Consider the following 18,726-nt stretch of genomic DNA (forward strand, 5'->3'; position numbering starts at 1 on the left):
CGGACCTCCGGGACGACAAACTGCGCGCTCGCCGGCGCCGGCGCAAGCCGCGACCGCCGGGCCAGCGCGACGGCGGCGCCTTCTCTTTGCGGAGAAAAGCGCGTATATCGCCGCTCCGATCGCGGAGAGGGCTCTCCGCGCTGGAGAGGGTAAGCCCGTGTTCGCCCCGAGTACCGTCGCAAAGGCGCCCTGTTCCAGACACGCGTCGCGCCGCGCTTCCGCCCGCAATTCCAGAAGGACCATTCAATGATGCAGCAGCCGGGCGCGGAACAGCCGCAGACGATCACGCCGGTTCCGGCCTCCGGCCCCGAACTCGAGCATGGGCATGAGCATGGCAAGGGCGGACTCATCGGCCTCGTGATCGGCTCGATCGGCGTCGTCTACGGCGACATCGGCACGAGCCCGCTCTATGCGCTGCGCGAGTCGCTCGCCCATCAGGTCGAGGCCGACTCGCTCACCGAGGAAGCTGTGATCGGCTCCATCTCGCTCCTCATCTTCGCGCTGATTTTCACGGTCACGATCAAATACATCTTCTTCGTGATGCGCGCCGACAACCGCGGCGAGGGCGGCATTCTCTCGCTGATGGCGCTGGCGCAAACGGCCATGGGTCGGCGCACGCAGGTCGCCTTCCTGCTCGGCGTCGGCGGCGCCGCGCTTTTCGCCGGCGAGGCGATGATCACCCCGGCCATCTCGGTGATGTCGGCGATCGAGGGTCTCGAACTCGTGACGCATCGCTTCAGCGAATTCGTCATACCCATCACCATTTTCATTCTGGTGACGCTGTTCTGGGTGCAGAGCCATGGCACGGCGCGGGTTGCGGCCTTCTTCGGCCCGATCATGATCACCTTCTTCCTCACCATCGGCGTGCTCGGCGCCTCGCATATTCCCGACGCGCCGCAGGTGCTCGCCGCATTCGATCCGCGGCGCGGCATCATGTTCCTTGTCACCCATGGCTGGCTCGGCTTCGTGGTGCTCGGCTCGGTGTTTCTGGCCGTGACCGGCGTCGAGGCGCTCTATGCCGACATGGGCCATTTCGGCCGCTTTCCGATCCAGATCGCCTGGCTCTGCTTCGTGCTGCCGGCGCTTCTGCTCAACTATCTCGGCCAGGGCGCGCTGATCCTGTCGAAGCCCGAGTCGGTCGGCAACCCGTTCTTTCTGCTTGCGCCGGACTGGGGGCTCCTGCCGCTCGTCATCCTCTCCACAATGGCGACGACCATCGCCGCGCAGGCGGTCATCACCGGCGCCTTCTCGCTCGCCCGGCAGGCCATCCAGCTCGGCCTTCTGCCGCGCCTCGAAATCACCCACACCTCAGCCATGCAGGAGGGGCAGATCTACATCGGCCGCGTCAATCGCCTGCTGCTGATCGGCGTGCTTCTGCTCGTCATCGCCTTCAAGAGCTCGTCCGCGCTCGCCTCCGCCTATGGCATCGCCGTGACGGGCACGATGGTGCTGTCGACCTCGCTCCTCTTCATCGTTGCCTGGCGCAAATGGGGCTGGCCGCTGGGGGCGGCGATCCTGTTCGCGGCGTCGTTCCTCATCGTCGAATTCGCCTTCCTCGCCGCCAATCTGATGAAGGTCGTGGACGGCGGCTGGGTGCCGCTGGTGCTCGGCGGCTGCGCGATGATCGTCATGTGGACATGGGTGCGGGGAACGCGGCTGCTGGCCGAAAAGACCCATCGCGACTCGCTCCCCATCATGGAGCTGATCGCCATGCTGGAGAAATCCCGTCCCACGCGCGTGCCGGGCATGGCGATCTTTCTCACGAGCGACCCCAATGTCGCGCCCACCGCGCTCATGCATAATCTCAAGCACAACAAGGTGTTGCATGAGCGTGTGCTGGTGATTTGCGTGAAGACCGAGGACCGGCCCCGCGTCGCGCCGGAGAAGCGTTTCGAAATCGAGAAGCTTGCCGAGAATTTCTACACCGCGAAGCTGCATTACGGCTTCATGGAAAGCCCGCGCGTGCCCGCCGCCCTCGCCGCCATGCGGAAGGCGGGGCTGAAATATGACATCATGACCACGAGCTTCTTCCTCGGCCGTCGCTCCATCAAGGAAAGCCCCGCCTCCGAAATGCCGGCCTGGCAGGACAAGCTCTATGTCGCGCTCACGAAACAGGCCGCCAACGCCACGGACTTCTTCTCGATTCCATCCGACCGCGTGGTGGAGCTGGGGGCGCAGGTGACGATCTGACGCGCGCCTTTTCGGACCGAGCGAAAAGGGTGGACGAGAGACGGGCCAGGGACTAAGCCATCGGTTGAAAAATGGCGGCATGACCCATCACGAAGACCGCTGAACCGGAAAGAACTCGAAGCCTTATGTCCACTCGCATCGACGACCGTTTCAACGCCCTGAAAGCCGAAGGGCGCGCCGCGCTCGTGACATTCGTGATGGCGGGCGATCCCGACCCCGCGACCTCTCTCGACATCGTCAAGGCGCTGCCAGCCGCCGGCGCCGACGTGATCGAACTGGGCATGCCCTTCACCGACCCCATGGCCGACGGACCGGCGATTCAGGCCGCGGGCCTGCGGGCGCTCAAGGCCGGGATGACGCTCAGGAAGACCCTGAAGCTCGTGACCGACTTCCGCGCCGGCGACAACGAAACGCCAATCGTGCTGATGGGCTACTACAACCCCATTTATGTCTATGGCGTGGACAAGTTCCTCGCCGACGCCAGGGCGGCGGGCGTGGACGGCCTGATCGTCGTCGATCTTCCCCCCGAAGAAGACCAGGAGCTGTGCATCCCCGCGCGCGACGCGGGGCTGAACTTCATCCGCCTCGCCACGCCGACGACGGACGACCGGCGCCTTCCCAAGGTTCTCGAAAATACGTCTGGCTTCGTCTATTATGTCTCGCTGACGGGCATCACTGGCGCGGCGCTCGCGGATTACGCCGGCGTGAGTCAGGCGGTGAAACGCATCAAGGGCCATACGGGATTGCCGATCGCAGTGGGCTTCGGCGTGAAAAACGCGGCGAACGCCGCGGAAATGGCGCGGACGGCGGACGGCGTGGTGGTGGGCTCGGCGCTGGTCGAGGCGCTGAAGGCGTCGCTCGACGCTGGTAACAAGGCGAGCCCGCAAAGCGTCGAGGCGGTGACGTCGCTCGTCGCGAGCATCGCCGGCGGCGTGCATGGCGCGAGAAGCCCGGCCCCCGCGAAAATCGGCGCGTTTTCCTGGCTGACGAGGCTCTGGTCATGAACTGGTATTCCAACGTCGTCCCGCCCAAGATAAAGGCCCTCATCAAGCGCGAGGCGCCAGAGAATCTATGGGTGAAATGCCCGGAGAGCGGCCAGCTCGTGTTCCACAAGGACATCGAGGCCAATCTCTTCGTCGTGCCGGGCTCCGGCTATCACATGCGCTGTCCGGTCGAGGTTCGGCTGACGACGCTGTTCGACAATGGCGAGATGGAGCTGCTGCCGACGCCCGAGGCGCCGGTCGATCCGCTGAAATTCCGCGACATCAAGCGCTATGTCGACAAGTTGAAGGAATATCGAACCAAGACCGGCATGCAGGACGCGGTGACGCTCGCGACCGGCAAGCTCGAAGGTTCGCAGGTCACGGTCGCCGTACAGGATTTCGACTTTCTCGGCGGCTCGCTCGGCATGGCGGCGGGCGAGGCCATCGTCGCCGGCGCCGAACATGCGCTCGCCAAGCGCACGCCTTTCATTATCTTCACCGCCTCCGGCGGCGCCCGCATGCAGGAGGGCATGTTCTCGCTGATGCAGATGCCGCGCACGACCATCGCCGTGCAGCGCCTGCGCGACGCGAAGCTCCCCTATATTGTCGTGCTGACGAATCCGACGACCGGCGGCGTCACGGCCTCCTATGCGATGCTCGGCGACGTGCAGATAGCGGAGCCCGGCGCGATCATCGGCTTCGCCGGCGCCCGCGTCATCGAGCAGACGATCCGCGAGAAACTGCCGGACGGCTTCCAGCGCGCTGAATATCTGCGCGACCATGGCATGGTCGACATGGTGGTGCCGCGTCAGGAGATGCGCGAGACTCTCGCGCGCCTGTGCGGCCTCCTGACCAAGTCGCCGCCGCGCCGCGCCGCGTAATCTCGAGAAAGGCGCGACCCGCAATGGATCAGCATGACGCGATCCTGTCGCGACTGCTCACGCTTCATCCCAAGCGCATCGATCTGTCGCTCGGCCGCACCGAGCGGCTGCTGGAGGCGCTCGGCCGTCCGGACCTGCGCCTGCCGCCGACGATCCATGTCGCCGGCACGAACGGCAAGGGCTCGACCATCGCCTTTCTGCGCGCGATGCTGGAGGCGGCGGGCAAGCGCGTGCATGTCTACACCTCGCCACATCTGCTGCGTTTCAACGAGCGCATCCGGCTCGGCGCGGAGGGCGGCGGCAAGCTCGTCGACGACGACCGGCTGAATGCGGCGCTGGAGCGCTGCGAACAGGCGAATGGCGGCCAGCCGATCACCTTCTTCGAGGTGACGACGGCGGCGGCCTTCTCGCTGTTCGCCGAGACGCCCGCCGACTGGCTGCTGCTGGAGACCGGCCTCGGCGGACGCTACGACGCGACCAACGTCATCGCCAATCCAAAGGCGACGATCATCACATCGATCTCGATCGACCATCCCGAATTCCTGGGCGCGACCGTCGACAAGATCGCCTATGAAAAGGCCGGCATCTTCAAGCGCGGCGCGCCGGCGATCATCGGCTTCCAGTCCGAGCCGGCCGCGAACGTGCTTGAGCGCGAGGCGCGGCGCGTCGGCGCGCCGTTGATCGTCGCCGGACAGGATTTCCATATTCGCGAGGAGAACGGTCGCCTCGTCTTCGAGGACGAGGGCGGCCTGCTCGATTTGCCGCTGCCGCGCCTCGCTGGGCGCCACCAGCATGAAAACGCCGCCGGCGCCATCGCGGCGATCCGCGCTGTCGCGCCCGAACTGCCGTCGAGCGCGATAGAAGCCGGCCTCACCCGCGCCGAATGGCCCGCGCGCCTGCAAAGGCTGATGCGCGGCCGCGTGGTCGATCTGGCCCCCGACGGGGCCGAGGTCTGGCTGGACGGCGGCCACAATGAAGACGGCGGCAGGGTGCTCGCCGAGGCGATGGCCGAATTCCACGACCGCGCGCCGCGCCCGCTGGCGCTAATCTGCGGCGCGCAGACGACCAAGGACGTGGGCGCGCTGCTGCGGCACTTCGCCGGTCTCGCCCGCGAAGTGGTGGCCGTGCCCGTCGAAGGCGAGCACAAGAGCTGGCCGCCGGAGGAAGTCGCCGCGCTGGCGAAGGCCGAGGGCATTCCGAGCGCCGCCGCCGCCAACAGCGTCGAGGAGGCGCTGTCGATCCTGCGGATGCGGAGCTTCGACCAGCCGCCCCGCGTGCTCATCGCCGGCTCCCTCTACCTCGCCGCGACGGTGCTGGGAGCGAACGGGTCGCAGATAGAGTAGGCCGCGCGCATCCCACACGAATGTAGTAAGAGCTGCAATCGACGGTTTTTCGGAGCGTAAGTAATGACCCTGATGTTGGCCAGCGTTCTGTCGCGCGAGGAGGCGGAGATCGCGCTCGCGCACGGCGCCGACATCATCGACTGCAAGGACCCCGCTCGCGGCGCGCTCGGCGCCCTGCCGCTAGCGCAGGTCTCCGAAATCGTCGCCGCGGTGAACGGCCGCCGGCCCGTGAGCGCCGTCGTCGAACTGCCGCATGACGTGGCCCACGCGCGCCGCGACTTCGAGGCCGCCATCGCGACTGGCGTCGAATATGTGAAATTCGCTTTGCCCGTCACACCCGACGCCGACGAGATCATCGAGGCCCTGGCCCCCCTCGCGGCGCGCGTAAAACTCGTCGCGGTGATTTTCGCGGACCTCGGACCGGACTTCGACCTTCTTCCCGCCCTCGCCCGCGCCGGTTTCCACGGCGCGATGCTGGACACGGCGCACAAGGGCAAGGGCCGCCTCATCGACATAATGAACATCGGCGACCTTTCCGAATTCGTCGCCAAATGCCGCGCACTGGGCCTCGCCTCGGGACTCGCCGGCGCGCTGGAGCCGCCCGACGCCCCGCGCCTTCTCGTCACGGGCGCGAGCGTCATCGGCTTTCGCGGCGCGCTTTGCGCACATGGCGACCGGCGCGGCGCCATCGACGGCCGCGCGACGGCGCTGATCCGCGATCTCATCCCGCTCGAGCGCGGCGAGAAAGTGGCGCCCGTCGCCGACTGGTCGCATCTCGGCCGCGGCTATATCCAGCCGCCCAGCGCCAATGACACCGACTGCGTCTTCCTGCACGACTATGTCGTGCCGATGGAGGTCGGCGCCTATGCGCATGAATATGGTCATACGCAACGCGTGCGTTTCAACGTCGACGCCGACGTGGCGCGCGCCAATGGCGCCGACGACATGCGCTCGGTCTTCTCCTACGACGTCATCATGGACGCGATCAAAATGATCCTCGCCGGAGGCCACATCGCCATGGTCGAGACGATCGCGGAGCGGCTTGCGGAGAGCGTGCTGCTGCATGAGCGCGTGCGCTCGGTGACGGTGCAGGTCGAAAAGCTCGACGTTGCGCCCGGCGCCGTCGGCGTGAAGATCCGCCGCGAGCGCGTCCATGAGGACGCCCGCCGCTCGCCCTACGCGCCGAACTACGCCGATGCCGCCGAAGACTGAGGCGCGGCCGCTCGCTGTCGCGAAGATCGGCGGCAGCCTTCACGCCTCGCCCGATCTCGCGCGCTGGATCGCGGCGCTGAAAAACTATCCGCACAGGCTGACGCTGGTTTCAGGCGGCGGCCCCTTCGCAGACGCAGTGCGCGCCGCGCAGCCGAAGATCGGCTTCCCGGATACGACAGCCCACGCCATGGCCGTGCTGGCGATGGAGCAATACGCGCTGGCGCTCGCGAGCCTTCACGATCTCGACCTCGCCGGAACGCGCGAGGAGTTCGAGGCGATCCACGCCCGCGGCCGCATCGCGCTCTGGCGCCCCTCTCCAATGGTCGGAGCGGCGCGCGACATTGCGCCGGGCTGGGACGTGACCTCGGACAGTCTTGCGGCCTGGCTGGCGAGAGAAACGAATGCGGCCGCGCTACTGATGATCAAGAGCGTCGATGTCGGCGTCGATCTTGCTTTGCGCGATCTCGTCTCGGCCGGCGTTGTCGACCTGGCCTTTCCAACCTATGTCGACGGAACGCCCGTCTTCGTCGCCGGTCCGCGGGCGCTCGCTGATGCAGCGCAGCTCTTGACCGGCGGCGCCCTGCCCGGCGTTCCTGTCGCGGCATCAACACAGAAGATCGCCTCATGACAAAAAAGAACGTTGTGACGCCGCGCTGGGGCTGGGCGCTCACCGGCTCGGGACATTTCTTTACCGAATGTCTCGAAATGATCCGCTCGCTCGATCACTGCGATCTGTTCGTCAGCAAGGCGGCGGCGGAAGTCGTGCGCATGTACAAGCACGACCTCGACCTGCCGGACACGATCCGCATCTTCAAGGACACGACAGCGAGCGCCGCGCCAGTCGGCGGCTTCTATTACAACGTCTATCACACGCTGGTCGTCGCGCCCGCGACCTCGAACACCGTGGCGAAAGCCGTCGTCGGAATTTCCGACAATCTCGCCACGAATGTCTTCGCGCAGGCCGGCAAGTGCCGCGTGCCGACCATCGTCTTCGCCTGCGACACGGCGCCGGAACTCGAAACGCGCGCGCCAAAGGGCATGGTGATGGTCTACCCGCGCCGCATCGACCTGGAGAACACCGACAAGCTCAAATCCTTCGAGGCGACGCAGGTCGTCGAGAGCCTCGCGGCCCTGAACGAGGCGGTCGAACGCCGCCGCCGCGAAGTCACGCCGCAAGGATAGGCGCGCCAGCGGGCGTGCTTCAAATGAAAGACATTGCATGAGCGAGCGCCTGCTGTTCCTCACCGGCCATCTGGCCTTTCCGCGGCTCGAGCGGATGGTGGCGGGCTTCGGCGAGACGGCGCGCGACTGGCGCATTCACGACATTGGCGTGAAGGTCGCGGCGTTGATGACGCAGGAGATCATCCAGCGTCGCCTGCCCCGGCCCGTGGAGGCGGATCGCGTGATCCTGCCCGGCCGCTGCCGCGCTGACCTCGACGCGCTCGCCAGGGAATTCGGCGTGCCCTTCGAGCGCGGGCCGGAGGAAATCGCGGACCTTCCCGCCTATCTCGGCCATGGCGGCCGCGCGCCCGATCTCTCGCGCCATGACATGCGCATTTTCGCGGAGATCGTCGACGCCTCGAAAATGACGGTCGACGAGGTGGTGACGAAAGCGCTCGTCCTGCAACGCGGCGGCGCCGACGTCATCGACCTCGGCTGCCTGCCCGATACGCCGTTCGACCACATGGAGGAAACCATAGCGGCGCTGAAGGCGAACGGCCTCAAGGTGAGCGTCGATTCCGCCAATGTCTCCGAACTCGAGCGGGCGGCGAGAGCCGGCGTCGATCATCTGCTGAGCCTCGACGAAGAGACGCTGCGGATTCTTCCCGATCATTCGTCCGTCGTTCCGATACTCGTGCCGCGCCCGCACGGCGATCTGGATTCGCTTCAGCGCGCGGCGCGGATCGCGCACAGACGCGGAATCAGCGCGATCCTCGATCCGATTCTCGATCCGATTCACTTCGGATTCGCGGCGTCCATCGCGCGCTATGTGGAGCTGCGCGCGCGCGAGCCCGAGGCCGAGATCATGATGGGCACGGGCAATCTCACCGAACTCACCGACGCGGACTCGGGCGGCGTCACGGCCGCGATGCTCGGCATATGTTCGGAGCTCAATATCCGCCATCTCCTCACCGTGCAGGTGAGCCCGCACACGCGTCGCACGCTGCAGGAGCATGACGCGGCGCGGCGTCTTATGTACGCGGCCCGCGCCGATCGCGCGTTGCCGAAGGGTTACAGCGACGCGCTCTTACAATTGCACGACCGTCGCCCCTACGCCGCTACGCCGCTCGAAATCGCCGAGCTCGCGCGCGAATTGCGCGACAGCAATTTCCGAATCGATACGACGCAGGACGGCGTTCATATCTACGCCAAGCGCTTCCACCACGTCGCGAGCGACGCCATGTCGCTCTTTCCGCATCTGGGCGTCGAGCACGACGGCGCGCACGCCTTCTATCTCGGAACGGAGCTGATGAAGGCCGAGATCGCCTTCAAGCTGGGCAAGCGCTATCGCCAGGACGAGCCGCTGGACTTTGGCGCGGCCGTGGACATTAATGAAGAGGACGCCACGCGCTTCAAGGAAATGGGACACACCATGCGCAAGGCGGGCGAGGGACGCGCGGAAGATGCCTCTGATACATGAATGCGTCGTGACGACGCTCTCTCCCGTCGGCCGCCCGCATATCGCGCCTCTCGGACTGATCGAGGACGGACCTCACTGGATCATCGCCCCCTTTCGCCCCTCTGCAACGCTCTTCAATCTGAGCCAGACGCCGAAAGCCACCGCCAGCTTCACGGACGACGCGCGCGTCTTCGCGGGGCTCGTCGTCGGTCATCGCACCTTTCCGCTGACGGACATAGAGAACTGGCCGGCCCCGCGCCTCTCCTGCGCGCTGGCCCATGCGGAACTGGAAGTCGTGCGCGTCGAGGAGGATGAGATTCGCCCGCGTTTCATCTGTCGCGTGAAGCACACGGAAGCGCATCGCCCCTTCCTCGGCATGAATCGCGCCCGCGCCGCCGTGCTGGAAGCGGCGATTCTCGCCACGCGTCTCGGACGCCTGCCGCGCGAGAAGATCGAGAGCGAAATCGCCTATCTCAGGATCGCAATAGAAAAGACGGCGGGAGAGGCCGAGCGCGAGGCCTGGGACATGGTGATGGAAAAGATCGCCGAGCATCTCTCGCGGGAAACCGCCTAGGCGCATTCTGCGAAAGCCGACAGACTTTTGCAGCCAGAATGCGCGCCGGCTTCATGTTTATGCGCGCTACTTCTCTTCGAGTAACGCGAGCGCCGCCGCTGGCGCGCAATCGGACGCCGCCGCGCGCAAATCTTCGGGCGCGGGGATGAAGTCCGCGAAATCCTGATAGGGGCGCGCCGTCATTTGCGCGAGACGCGCGACAAGCGCGCGGCCGACGCCGGCGCCGATGAAGGGCGCGTCGGGCGCGATCGCGTCGCGCGAGGCGAGGAGCGCGATCTGGTCCTCGATGGCGCGCATCTGCGCGCGCGCGAAATAATCGGCCAGCGCGCGCGCCTGCGAATCGGAAAGCTGCGCGGCGTCGCGGGCAATGAGGCGCGCAAGCCGCGCGCGCGAAGCGGGAATCGTTTTCGGGCGGCCGTCGGCGGTCGGCGAGAGATCGGCGCCGCTCTCGCCCTCCGGCAAATCGCCGAGCACGCGGCGCACGTCGGCCATGGAGGCGAAGGCCTCGTTGACGAGCGGCGTCCACGTCCCGTCGATTGGCGCGCGCGACGCATAGGCCTGCGGAGACCCGCGGCTGAAACCGGCGTAAGCGAGTTCGCCGGAGGCAAGCCGCTCGGCGTCAGTCGCGCCCGAGGCGCTGACGCAGCCGTTACGGATGGGGATCAAATCGCTCGTGGTCGAACCGATGTCGACGAACAACGCTTCGGCGCAATGCTGCGCGGCGAGTTCGGCGCTCGCGCGCCAATTGGCGGACGCCACCGACCCGGCGAATTCCGGCAGCGCCGCGCGCGAAACGAAACCATCCGCGCCGGCGTAGAAAAGAATATCGCCCGCGCCGATCTCCCGCGCGACGATCGCCGCAACCGAGATCACGCCGCGCGCGCGGTCCTCGAAAGCGTCCGACAATTCGGCCGTCATCGTGACGCGATGACGCGCGGCGGAGCCGAGTTCCGCGAGCGTTTCCCGGATCGGCTGCTCGAGATGCGCGAGGCCCATGTGCGGCGCGCAGGCGCGCTGGGTGACGGCGACAAGGCGACCATCTTCCGCCCGCGCGGCCTTCACATGCGCGCCGCCAATGTCCCAGCCGATGACGCTCGTCATGCTTCCTCGAAATGAAAAAGGGGAGCCCTGCGGCTCCCCTTCGATCTTACGCCGTCGCGCGAAATCAGTTCGCGGCGAAGGGGTGCTTGGCCTCGTTGCGCTTGGCGACGACTTCGGCGGCCTTCGGCTCGCCGCGAACGGCGCGGGCGATGGCTTCCTTCGTGGCCTGATAGTTGTAGTCCTGGATCTTCTTGTCGTCCGAAGCGTCCCAGTGAATGAACACGCCGACCGAGATGAACAGGTCGTCGGCTTCGGCCACCGGGATCACGCCCTCGGCGACCGAGTCGGCGACGGCCTTGGCGACGCCGTGCTGAGCCGGGCCGAACATCTGGACGGCCTGCTTGGCGCCCTTGATGGTGACCTTGTTGAACAGGATCGTGTTGGGCTTGCAGAGCAGGTTCGGAGCGACGACCGCGAGAAGCGTCGTGAAGCCGTCCTTGTTGTTGACGAGAGCGTTCGCGAAAGCGAGCTCGGCGGCCGAACCGCGCGGACCCATGATCAGGTCGATGTGCGCGACTTCATTGCCTTCGCCAACCAGCGACTCGCCGACCAGCATCTTGTTGATAACTGCCATGTGCGTTCCCTTTCAAAGAAACATTGCATCCCGCCAGGGGCGGCGGGCGTTTTGCCAGGAGCCGGACACACGAAGGCGCCGGCCATGAGAAAGCGCTGCGGACAAACGACCGCGGCGCGGACTCAACCAGTTTTGCGCACGCTTGCCAAGTTCCTCGCCCGGCAATTGCGCGCGCGTCTTACACGAGCTGACGCGCGAGGGCGAAAGCGTGACGGAAGTCGAGGCAGAGCGGCTTGTCGGAAGTGACCATCTGCTTGAAGAGGCCCGACTCCGCGCCGTATTTCACATTGCCGATGGCCAGCGCGCCGATGCCCAGCGCCCCATGCTCGGAAACGACGACGCCGTTGTCGTGCAGGCCGCAGCCTTCGACGCCGAGCGGCGGCACGGCGTTCACGTCGGCGGCGATCAGCAGGCTCTTCGCCGCGTTGAGGTCGTGCTTCGACAAGACCTGCACGCCGGCGCGGGCGGCGCAGAGCGCGATCTCATGCTCGACGAGCAGCGCGCGCACCATTTCCGGCGAGCTGCCGTCAGCCGGCTTCACCTTGATGTTGAAGCGCTTGCACATTTCGTCGGCCTGCTTGGCGACGCGGTCGAGGCCGCTGTAGCCGACGATCGTCACTTCGGCGCCTTCCAGCGCAGCGATGACAGCCGAGGAATAGCCGACGACGCCCGTGGCGCCGTAAATCACGATCCGGGAGCCCTTCAGCTCGCGCTGCTTCTTGTCGCGCAGCACCTTCTCGACGCAGGCGACCATCGCGCCGGCCGTGGTGAAGGAGCCGTAGGGGTCGGCGAAGAGCGAAACCTCGAAGGGCTTGAGCAGCGCCTTCTGGGCGGCTTCGAGCATGTCGAGGGCGAGCACGGCGTCGCGGCCCGCGAAGAAAATGCCGGTCTTCAGCGCCGCGGAGGGCGCGCGCGAGAACATCGCGTCCTGCACGAGCGCCGTGACTTCATCGAGAGTGACGTTGGTGTAGGGAATCGCCGCATCATAACCGGCGTCGAGGGCCATGTTCACGTCGAAGGGGCTCATATGCTTCAACGTGCTGAGCATGTGCAGAATTGCTTTGGCCATGGAATTTCCCCAACCTTTCTGTCGTTTAAGCGTCGCGCCGCCGCAAACCGGCGGGCGTGGCGGGAGGACAGGCTCCGGCCCTGTCGTTTTTCGAAGATTCCGGGCCAGAAAGAACGGCGCGGCGCGGCGCGCCTCGCCCCGCCCGGAGCGACGACAGGCTTAGAACCCAGAACGCCGCCGATGTCCAGAGGCGATTGCGGCTTCTCCGCAGGCTTTCCCGCTGTGGATTAACAAGGCATGACACAGATCAAGCCGCCCCGCCGGACCCGCCCGGTTGACGCTCGCGGCCCTTTGCTCTTATAAGGCTCGCGAACAGGGCTCGGCGCTTTGAGCCGCGAGCCTTTTGCGTCGTTTTCACCCATCGTCGGCGGCGCGGGCGCACCTTGGTCCCTGCCCGCCGCGTGGACGAAGCCAAAGCGGATTGAAAGGAAGTTCCATGTCCCGGCGTTGCGAGCTGACCGGCAAGGGCGTGCAGACGGGTAATCTCGTCAGCCACTCCAATCGCAAGACGCGCACGCGTTTCCTGCCCAACCTCGTCAATGTGACGCTCGCCTCCGAGGCGCTCGCGCGTTCGGTGCGCCTGCGCATCTCGGCGGCCGCCCTGCGCTCGGTCGAGCACCGCGGCGGTCTCGACGCCTTCCTCGTGAAGGCGCGCGACGAGGAGCTTTCGCAGAACGCCCGCGTGCTGAAGCGCGAGATCGAGAAGAAGCAGAGCGCGGCCACCGCGTAATTGCCTTCGATCATTCTGGTCCGACATGGCCCCGTCGCTGTCAAGGCGTCGGGGCTTTTCTCGTTTCGAGAGTTCTGCGCCTATATCGACGCCTATGAACGTGCCGGGATAGAGGCTGACGCCCTGCCGCCCGAAGAAGTTGCGCGACTCGTCGGCGGAGCAGCGACTGTCCTTGCGAGCGACGCGCCGCGTGTTTCGGAAACCCTGGCGCGGCTTGGCGTTACAGCCGATGTGAGCGAATCGGCCTTTCGGGAAGCGCCGCCGCTCACGCCGAATCTGCCGCTGAAACTTCCGGCGATCGCGTGGATGATCCTCGCGCGGGCGCGCGGAGAATTTTCCCCCGCGCTGGCCGGGGCGCGCGACGATCTGCGCAGCCGCGCCGGGCAATGCGCGGAACGACTGCTGGAAGCGTCGGCGCAGGGCGACGTCGCGCTCGTCGGCCATGGCTGGTTCAACCGCTATGTGGCGCGGACGCTGGCCGGTCGCGGCTGGCGGCAGACCGCAGGGCCGGGGTTTGACCGGCCGTGGGGGTATTTGATTTTCAGTCCCTAGAAAAGCTCACGAGCCAGCTTGCGCCGCCCACCCGCTGCAGGGAGACTCGCCCCGCAAAGCGCGGTCCGGAAGGGGCAAATCTTCGGCGTCGACGCAGCGCCCTGCCCGACGGTCTCCGACCGCCATACCTCCCTGCTTGCGGGGAGATATGGCGGCTCGAGACTCGAAGCCTAGGACCTCACGTCCGGCGGCGTCGCTTCCGCCGCCAGCTGCGCCAGCGCCTCGTCGATTCCCATCTGCGTCTGCTGCTGCGAGCCGAGACGGCGAATCGAGATCGTGCGCTCGGCCGCCTCCTTCTTGCCCGCGACGAGAAGCACCGGAACCTTGGCGAGCGAATGTTCGCGCACCTTGTAGGTGATCTTCTCGTTGCGCGCGTCGATGTCGACGTTGAGCCCGAGTTTTCGCGCGGCGGCGGCAACCTCATAGGCGTAGTCGTCGGCCTCCTGCGTGATCGTGCAGATGACGATCTGCAGCGGCGAGAGCCACAGAGGTAGATGGCCGGCGAAATGCTCGATCAGAATGCCGGTGAAGCGCTCGAGCGAACCGAACATTGCGCGGTGGATCATCACTGGAATCTTCTTGTCGCTGTCGGCGCCGATGTAGAAGGCGCCGAATCGCACCGGGAGGTTGAAGTCCACCTGCGTCGTGCCGCATTGCCATTCGCGGCCGATGGCGTCGCGCAGCGTATATTCGAGCTTCGGCCCGTAGAAAGCGCCCTCGCCTTCCTGAATGCTCGTCTTCAGCCCGCGTCGGGCAAGTTCGTCGAGCACCTTGCCGAGCGCGGCTTCCGCCTTGTCCCACGCCTCGTCCGAGCCGACGCGCTTTTCCGGGCGCGTCGAGAGCTTCACCACGACATCGTCGAAGCCGAAGTCGCGGTAGATCGTCAGGATGAGGTCGTTGATCTTCAGCGCCTCGTCCATGATCTGGTCTTCGGAGCAGAAGATATGCGCGTCGTCCTGCGTAAAGGCGCGCACGCGCATCATGCCGTGCAGCGCGCCGGAGGGCTCGTAGCGATGCACGACGCCGAATTCCGCGATCTTCACCGGCAGGTCGCGATAGGACTTCAGCCCGTTCTTGAAGATCTGCACATGGCCGGGGCAGTTCATCGGCTTCAGCGCGAAAATACGCTCGTCTTCCGTCTTGGTGACGAACATGTTCTCGCGATAGGTCTGCCAGTGGCCCGACGTCTCCCACAGCGCGCGGTCGAGCACCTGCGGCGTGTTCACTTCCGTGTAGCCCGCCGCCTTCTGTCGCCGACGCATATAGGAGACGAGCGTCTGGAAGAGCGTCCAGCCTTTCGGATGCCAGAAAATCGCGCCCGGCCCCTCCTCCTGGAAATGGAAGAGATCCATCTCGCGGCCGAGGCGGCGGTGGTCGCGGCGCTCGGCTTCCTCCAGGCGATGCAGATAGGCGTCGAGTTCCTCCTGCGTGGCCCAGGCCGTGCCGTAGATGCGGCTGAGCATCGGCTTCGTCGAATCGCCGCGCCAATAGGCGCCCGCGACCTTCATCAGCTTGAAGGCCGTGCCAATCTTGCCGACCGAGGGCAGATGCGGGCCGCGGCAGAGATCGAGCCAATGGCCCTGCTTGTAAACGCTCAGCGGCTCGTCGGACTTGATGCTGTCGATGAGTTCGCCCTTGAAGGTCTCGCCCTTGGCGATGAACCAGGTCCTGGCGTGGTCACGATCCCATTCCTCGCGCACGATGGGCGCGTCGCGCGCGACGATCTCCCGCATCTTCTTCTCGATCGCCGGCAGGTCTTCGAGCGTGAAGGGCTCGGCGCGATGGAAGTCGTAATAAAAGCCGTTCTCGATCACCGGGCCGATCGTGACCTGCGTGCCGGGATAAAGCTCCTGCACCGCCTCCGCCAGCACATGGGCGGCGTCGTGGCGAATGAGTTCCAGCGCGCGCGGGTCCTCGCGCGAGACGAACTCGATCTTCGCGTCCTGTTTGACAGGCTTCATCAGGTCGACCAGTTCGCCGTCGAGCGTCATGGCGACCGTGCGCTTGGCGAGGGAGGGGGAGATGCTCTTCGCGATGTCGAAGCCCGTGACGCCGGCTTCGAACTGACGGGACGCCCCGTCGGGGAATGTGACCGCAACCATATTTGCCTCCTGACGCGCTCAATCGCCGCTGCAAACCGGCGTAAGTCGCTGTGGATGGAAGGCCGCGTTTTTAGCGCCCCGCGAGCGAGGGCGCAATTGCCCGGCCCCATCGCGCGGGCGCTCGGGGGCGGAGGAGTCTCCCGAAAAAAAGCCGCCGGCGAAACGCGGGCGGCTTTCATTTTGTCTGGCGAATCGCGCGACCCGGCGTCAGTGAGAGCCCTCGAGATGAACGCCGTGGTGGTGGTGCTTGCCCCAGTGATAATCATGATGGTGGCGCCAATGCCTGTCATGGTGGCGCCCGTAGCCGTTGTGGCCGTGATGCTCGCGCATGTGCCGCTCATGCGTCGAGTGCCAGGCGAGAGCCTGACCCGACAGGACGACGACGCTGGCGGCGGCGACGACGATGAACAGCTTGCGCACCATATTTCCTTCTCCCGTTGTATGTCTGTTTCGGTCCGTTGCTGCAAAGACGACGGCCTTCAAACCGATCTAGAGCGGCGCTCTGTCACAATCGAGTGAAGTCGCAGTTGCGCCATTTTTCCTGCGGGCGTGGTGAATTTTCGGCGTTTACGTAAAGAAGCCTGCGATCTCGCGCGACGGTTTCGCCTGTCGGGGAACTTCGCTGCGTCGATCGCGCCGAATCCGGGCGCGCGCAAGCGGCGGCGCCATCACCACTGATCGCCAATCCGGCATGGGCCGGCGCGCGAAGGCTCTACGTGAAAATACTGCGACATTTCTTGTCGCGCGGAGTCGCTTCCCGCTCGCCCTTGCCGCCATATTTAACATCGCAAGCGGCGAAAGACCCCGACCGGCCACGGCATGGCCGCAGGGGCGCACTTTCCCTACTGCAGTCGAGAAGAAGGCGTGATGCGGAAGAATGGCGCGCCCGAAAGGATTCGAACCTCTGACCCCCAGATTCGTAGTCTGGTGCTCTATCCAGCTGAGCTACGGGCGCCCTGTCGTCTCGTGACCGCCCCGGAGGCGGCGACGACATGCGCTCGTTTAACGGCAAGCGGCCCGATTGGCAATAGCGGTTTTGAATTTGGCCACACAACGCTTGCGCAGGGCGTTTTTGCGTTTAAGTAGAAGGGTCTAACCGGGATTCATGATGGAAACTTTCATCTCGAATGGCGTCGAGATTGCGTATTCGGATTTCGAGCCCCTGACAGAAGATCGGCGCGAGCCCATCGTTCTCATTCACGGCTTCGCCTCCACCCATGCGGTGAACTGGATGTTCACCCAATGGGTGAAGACCCTGACCGAGGACGGCCGGCGCGTGATCGCCTTCGACAACCGGGGTCACGGGAGATCGCAGAAACTCTACGATCCGGCGCAATATTCGCTCGATATCATGGCGCAGGACGTGATCAACCTGCTCGATCATCTCGCCATCGAGCGCGCCGATGTCATGGGCTACTCGCTGGGCGCGCGAATCGCCACGGTCATGAGTCTGGCGCATCCCGAGCGCGTGCGCGGGCTGGTTCTCGGCGGCATCGGCCAGTATCTCGTCGAGGACGCCGGCCTGCCGGGCGGTCTTGCGGAGGCCATGGAGGCCGAGCGCATCGAGGACATCGACAATTCGATGCTCAAGATCTTCCGCGGCTTCGCCGAATCGACGCGCAGCGATCTCGCCGCGCTCGCCGCCTGCGTGCGTGGCGCGCGCAAGGCGATCGAGCCGTCGCTTCTCGCCCGGATCGAGAGCCCGGTGCTCATCTGCGTCGGAACGCGGGACGACGTGGCCGGCGATCCCGCGCCGTTGCAGCCCCTGTTCCGCAATGTGCGAATTTTCGACATTCCCGGCCGCGACCACAACCGCGCCGTCGGCGACCGCCTCTACAAGCAGGCGGTGCTGGAGTTCCTGTCGGCGCGCCCCTGAGGCCGGCGCGCCGGGCGGGATGATTTCGGGATAGAAAACCCCTATATAGCGGGCGCAAGAGGAGAGCCCGAATGGCCGTCGACACCCGCGAACAATCCGCGAAAGTCATCGACTTCACGCAAGGGGACCCGATGCTCGCGCGGATGCGGCTCGAAGCGGAAGACGTGCTGCGCCGCGAACCCGAGCTTGGCGGCTTCATCCATCCGGCCGTGCTGGCGCAGGATTCCGTTGCGGGCGTGGTCACGCATCGCGTCGCCCAGCGGCTGGATCGCCCCGAGGCCTCCTACGCCGCGATCCGCCAGGCCTATGAGGCCTGCCTCGCCCGCGACCCGTCGATCGCCGAGGCCTTTCGCGCCGATCTGCTCGCGGTGGTCGAGCGCGACCCCGCCTGCACGCGGCTGATCGAGCCGGCGCTCTATTTCAAGGGTTTCCACGCGCTTCAGACCTACCGGCTGGCGCATTGGCTGTGGAAGAACGGCCGCAGCGACTTTGCGCTGACCCTGCAGAGTCTCTCGTCGCAGATTTTTCAGACCGACATTCACCCCGCCGCCGTCATCGGCAAGGGCGTGTTCATCGACCATGCGACCGGCGTCGTCATCGGCGCGACCAGCGTGATAGAGGACGACGTCTCGATGCTGCATGGCGTGACGCTGGGCGGCACCGGAAAGGCGCGCGGCGACCGGCACCCGAAGGTGCGTCGCGGCGTGCTGATCGGCGCCGGCGCGAAAGTGCTGGGCAATATCGAGATCGGCCGCTGCGCCATGATCGCGGCGGGTTCGGTGGTCCTTGACTCCGTGCCCGCAAACAAGACTGTCGCAGGCGTGCCGGCGCGAATCGTCGGCGACTCGAAATGCGCCGAGCCGGCGCTGGCGATGGACCAGATGCTGGCGGTTCTGGACGCAGGGATGTGAGGGCGAGG

General features: G+C 65.9%; 18 protein-coding genes and 1 tRNA gene. 13 read left to right on the top strand and 6 right to left on the bottom strand.

What is annotated here, in order from left to right:
• The first annotated feature begins 246 nt into the window (after positions 1-246).
• The 9 genes from MET49242_RS10745 to MET49242_RS10785 all read left to right on the top strand — a co-directional run bounded on the left by MET49242_RS10745 (position 247) and on the right by MET49242_RS10785 (position 9,803).
• Positions 247-2,190, top strand: a complete 1,944-nt coding sequence (locus MET49242_RS10745) for a potassium transporter Kup (RefSeq protein ID WP_036282862.1) — start codon at positions 247-249, stop codon at positions 2,188-2,190.
• Positions 2,191-2,315: 125 nt separating this feature from the next.
• Positions 2,316-3,194 carry a tryptophan synthase subunit alpha gene (trpA, locus tag MET49242_RS10750; protein WP_036282864.1) on the top strand — a complete coding sequence of 293 codons (879 nt, stop codon included), beginning with the start codon at positions 2,316-2,318 and terminating at the stop codon, positions 3,192-3,194.
• Entirely contained in the window at positions 3,191-4,054 is an 864-nt protein-coding gene (gene accD / locus MET49242_RS10755; protein ID WP_036282866.1) for an acetyl-CoA carboxylase, carboxyltransferase subunit beta, read from the top strand. The genes trpA and accD overlap by 4 nt, the downstream gene beginning before the upstream one ends.
• A gap of 23 nt (positions 4,055-4,077) precedes the next feature.
• Positions 4,078-5,397 carry a folylpolyglutamate synthase/dihydrofolate synthase family protein gene (locus MET49242_RS10760; RefSeq protein WP_036282867.1) on the top strand — a complete coding sequence of 440 codons (1,320 nt, stop codon included), beginning with the start codon at positions 4,078-4,080 and terminating at the stop codon, positions 5,395-5,397.
• 63 nt (positions 5,398-5,460) lie between these two features.
• The gene (locus MET49242_RS10765; RefSeq protein ID WP_036282868.1) at positions 5,461-6,609 is read left to right on the top strand and encodes a (5-formylfuran-3-yl)methyl phosphate synthase; all 1,149 of its coding nucleotides are present in this window, start codon (positions 5,461-5,463) and stop codon (positions 6,607-6,609) included.
• Positions 6,593-7,237 carry a uridylate kinase gene (locus MET49242_RS10770; RefSeq protein ID WP_036282870.1) on the top strand — a complete coding sequence of 215 codons (645 nt, stop codon included), beginning with the start codon at positions 6,593-6,595 and terminating at the stop codon, positions 7,235-7,237. Before MET49242_RS10765 ends, MET49242_RS10770 begins: the two co-directional genes overlap by 17 nt.
• Positions 7,234-7,791, top strand: a complete 558-nt coding sequence (locus MET49242_RS10775; protein WP_036282872.1) for a flavoprotein — start codon at positions 7,234-7,236, stop codon at positions 7,789-7,791. Before MET49242_RS10770 ends, MET49242_RS10775 begins: the two co-directional genes overlap by 4 nt.
• A gap of 37 nt (positions 7,792-7,828) precedes the next feature.
• A complete protein-coding gene (locus tag MET49242_RS10780) occupies positions 7,829-9,250 on the top strand; it encodes a DUF6513 domain-containing protein (protein WP_036282874.1) in 1,422 nt (473 codons plus the stop codon).
• Positions 9,234-9,803 carry a DUF447 domain-containing protein gene (locus tag MET49242_RS10785; protein WP_036282875.1) on the top strand — a complete coding sequence of 190 codons (570 nt, stop codon included), beginning with the start codon at positions 9,234-9,236 and terminating at the stop codon, positions 9,801-9,803. Before MET49242_RS10780 ends, MET49242_RS10785 begins: the two co-directional genes overlap by 17 nt.
• A 66-nt stretch (positions 9,804-9,869) precedes the next feature.
• Here MET49242_RS10785 and MET49242_RS10790 read toward each other — a convergent pair whose 3' ends face one another.
• The 3 genes from MET49242_RS10790 to MET49242_RS10800 form a co-directional block, all read right to left on the bottom strand.
• Complete coding sequence (locus MET49242_RS10790; protein ID WP_036282876.1) at positions 9,870-10,904, bottom strand: hydantoinase/oxoprolinase family protein; 1,035 nt, start codon at positions 10,902-10,904, stop codon at positions 9,870-9,872.
• A gap of 64 nt (positions 10,905-10,968) precedes the next feature.
• Positions 10,969-11,478, bottom strand: coding sequence for a formaldehyde-activating enzyme (fae, locus tag MET49242_RS10795; RefSeq protein WP_036282879.1), 510 nt, complete (start codon positions 11,476-11,478; stop codon positions 10,969-10,971).
• A gap of 178 nt (positions 11,479-11,656) precedes the next feature.
• Entirely contained in the window at positions 11,657-12,547 is an 891-nt protein-coding gene (locus MET49242_RS10800) for an NAD(P)-dependent methylenetetrahydromethanopterin dehydrogenase (RefSeq protein WP_036282881.1), read from the bottom strand.
• Between the two features lie 436 nt (positions 12,548-12,983).
• On the opposite strand from MET49242_RS10800, the gene rpmB reads away from it, so the two are divergent.
• Both rpmB and MET49242_RS23345 read left to right on the top strand, forming a co-directional pair.
• A complete protein-coding gene (gene rpmB, locus MET49242_RS10805; protein WP_036282883.1) occupies positions 12,984-13,277 on the top strand; it encodes a 50S ribosomal protein L28 in 294 nt (97 codons plus the stop codon).
• Positions 13,278-13,829, top strand: coding sequence for a histidine phosphatase family protein (locus tag MET49242_RS23345; protein ID WP_051134132.1), 552 nt, complete (start codon positions 13,278-13,280; stop codon positions 13,827-13,829).
• A gap of 170 nt (positions 13,830-13,999) precedes the next feature.
• On the opposite strand, the gene thrS is transcribed toward MET49242_RS23345, so the two are convergent.
• The 3 genes from thrS to MET49242_RS10825 form a co-directional block, all read right to left on the bottom strand.
• Positions 14,000-15,931 carry a threonine--tRNA ligase gene (gene thrS, locus MET49242_RS10815; protein WP_036282885.1) on the bottom strand — a complete coding sequence of 644 codons (1,932 nt, stop codon included), beginning with the start codon at positions 15,929-15,931 and terminating at the stop codon, positions 14,000-14,002.
• A 207-nt stretch (positions 15,932-16,138) separates the two neighbouring features.
• Positions 16,139-16,354, bottom strand: a complete 216-nt coding sequence (locus MET49242_RS24975; RefSeq protein WP_144259586.1) for a hypothetical protein — start codon at positions 16,352-16,354, stop codon at positions 16,139-16,141.
• Between the two features lie 455 nt (positions 16,355-16,809).
• A tRNA-Arg gene (locus MET49242_RS10825) sits at positions 16,810-16,886 on the bottom strand.
• A 153-nt stretch (positions 16,887-17,039) separates the two neighbouring features.
• Between MET49242_RS10825 and MET49242_RS10830 the strand changes: the two genes are divergently transcribed.
• Both MET49242_RS10830 and cysE read left to right on the top strand, forming a co-directional pair.
• Complete coding sequence (locus tag MET49242_RS10830) at positions 17,040-17,807, top strand: alpha/beta fold hydrolase (protein ID WP_036287713.1); 768 nt, start codon at positions 17,040-17,042, stop codon at positions 17,805-17,807.
• Between the two features lie 71 nt (positions 17,808-17,878).
• The gene (gene cysE / locus MET49242_RS10835; protein ID WP_036282889.1) at positions 17,879-18,718 is read left to right on the top strand and encodes a serine O-acetyltransferase; all 840 of its coding nucleotides are present in this window, start codon (positions 17,879-17,881) and stop codon (positions 18,716-18,718) included.
• Positions 18,719-18,726: the final 8 nt, after the last annotated feature.

The organism is Methylocystis sp. ATCC 49242 (assembly GCF_000188155.2).
GTDB lineage: Bacteria > Pseudomonadota > Alphaproteobacteria > Rhizobiales > Beijerinckiaceae > Methylocystis.

Bases quoted from the DNA above. Each gene is read 5' to 3' on its own strand.
- rpmB (WP_036282883.1), top strand. From the start codon at position 12,984: ATGTCCCGGCGTTGCGAGCTGACCGGCAAGGGCGTGCAGACGGGTAAT.
- MET49242_RS10785 (WP_036282875.1), top strand. From the start codon at position 9,234: ATGCCTCTGATACATGAATGCGTCGTGACGACGCTCTCTCCCGTCGGC.
- MET49242_RS10780 (WP_036282874.1), top strand. From the start codon at position 7,829: ATGAGCGAGCGCCTGCTGTTCCTCACCGGCCATCTGGCCTTTCCGCGG.
- MET49242_RS10770 (WP_036282870.1), top strand. From the start codon at position 6,593: ATGCCGCCGAAGACTGAGGCGCGGCCGCTCGCTGTCGCGAAGATCGGC.
- MET49242_RS10830 (WP_036287713.1), top strand. From the start codon at position 17,040: ATGGAAACTTTCATCTCGAATGGCGTCGAGATTGCGTATTCGGATTTC.
- MET49242_RS10760 (WP_036282867.1), top strand. From the start codon at position 4,078: ATGGATCAGCATGACGCGATCCTGTCGCGACTGCTCACGCTTCATCCC.
- accD (WP_036282866.1), top strand. From the start codon at position 3,191: ATGAACTGGTATTCCAACGTCGTCCCGCCCAAGATAAAGGCCCTCATC.
- MET49242_RS10800 (WP_036282881.1), bottom strand. From the start codon at position 12,547: ATGGCCAAAGCAATTCTGCACATGCTCAGCACGTTGAAGCATATGAGC.
- MET49242_RS10745 (WP_036282862.1), top strand. From the start codon at position 247: ATGATGCAGCAGCCGGGCGCGGAACAGCCGCAGACGATCACGCCGGTT.
- cysE (WP_036282889.1), top strand. From the start codon at position 17,879: ATGGCCGTCGACACCCGCGAACAATCCGCGAAAGTCATCGACTTCACG.
- MET49242_RS24975 (WP_144259586.1), bottom strand. From the start codon at position 16,354: ATGGTGCGCAAGCTGTTCATCGTCGTCGCCGCCGCCAGCGTCGTCGTC.
- MET49242_RS10775 (WP_036282872.1), top strand. From the start codon at position 7,234: ATGACAAAAAAGAACGTTGTGACGCCGCGCTGGGGCTGGGCGCTCACC.
- thrS (WP_036282885.1), bottom strand. From the start codon at position 15,931: ATGGTTGCGGTCACATTCCCCGACGGGGCGTCCCGTCAGTTCGAAGCC.
- MET49242_RS10790 (WP_036282876.1), bottom strand. From the start codon at position 10,904: ATGACGAGCGTCATCGGCTGGGACATTGGCGGCGCGCATGTGAAGGCC.
- fae (WP_036282879.1), bottom strand. From the start codon at position 11,478: ATGGCAGTTATCAACAAGATGCTGGTCGGCGAGTCGCTGGTTGGCGAA.
- MET49242_RS10765 (WP_036282868.1), top strand. From the start codon at position 5,461: ATGACCCTGATGTTGGCCAGCGTTCTGTCGCGCGAGGAGGCGGAGATC.
- trpA (WP_036282864.1), top strand. From the start codon at position 2,316: ATGTCCACTCGCATCGACGACCGTTTCAACGCCCTGAAAGCCGAAGGG.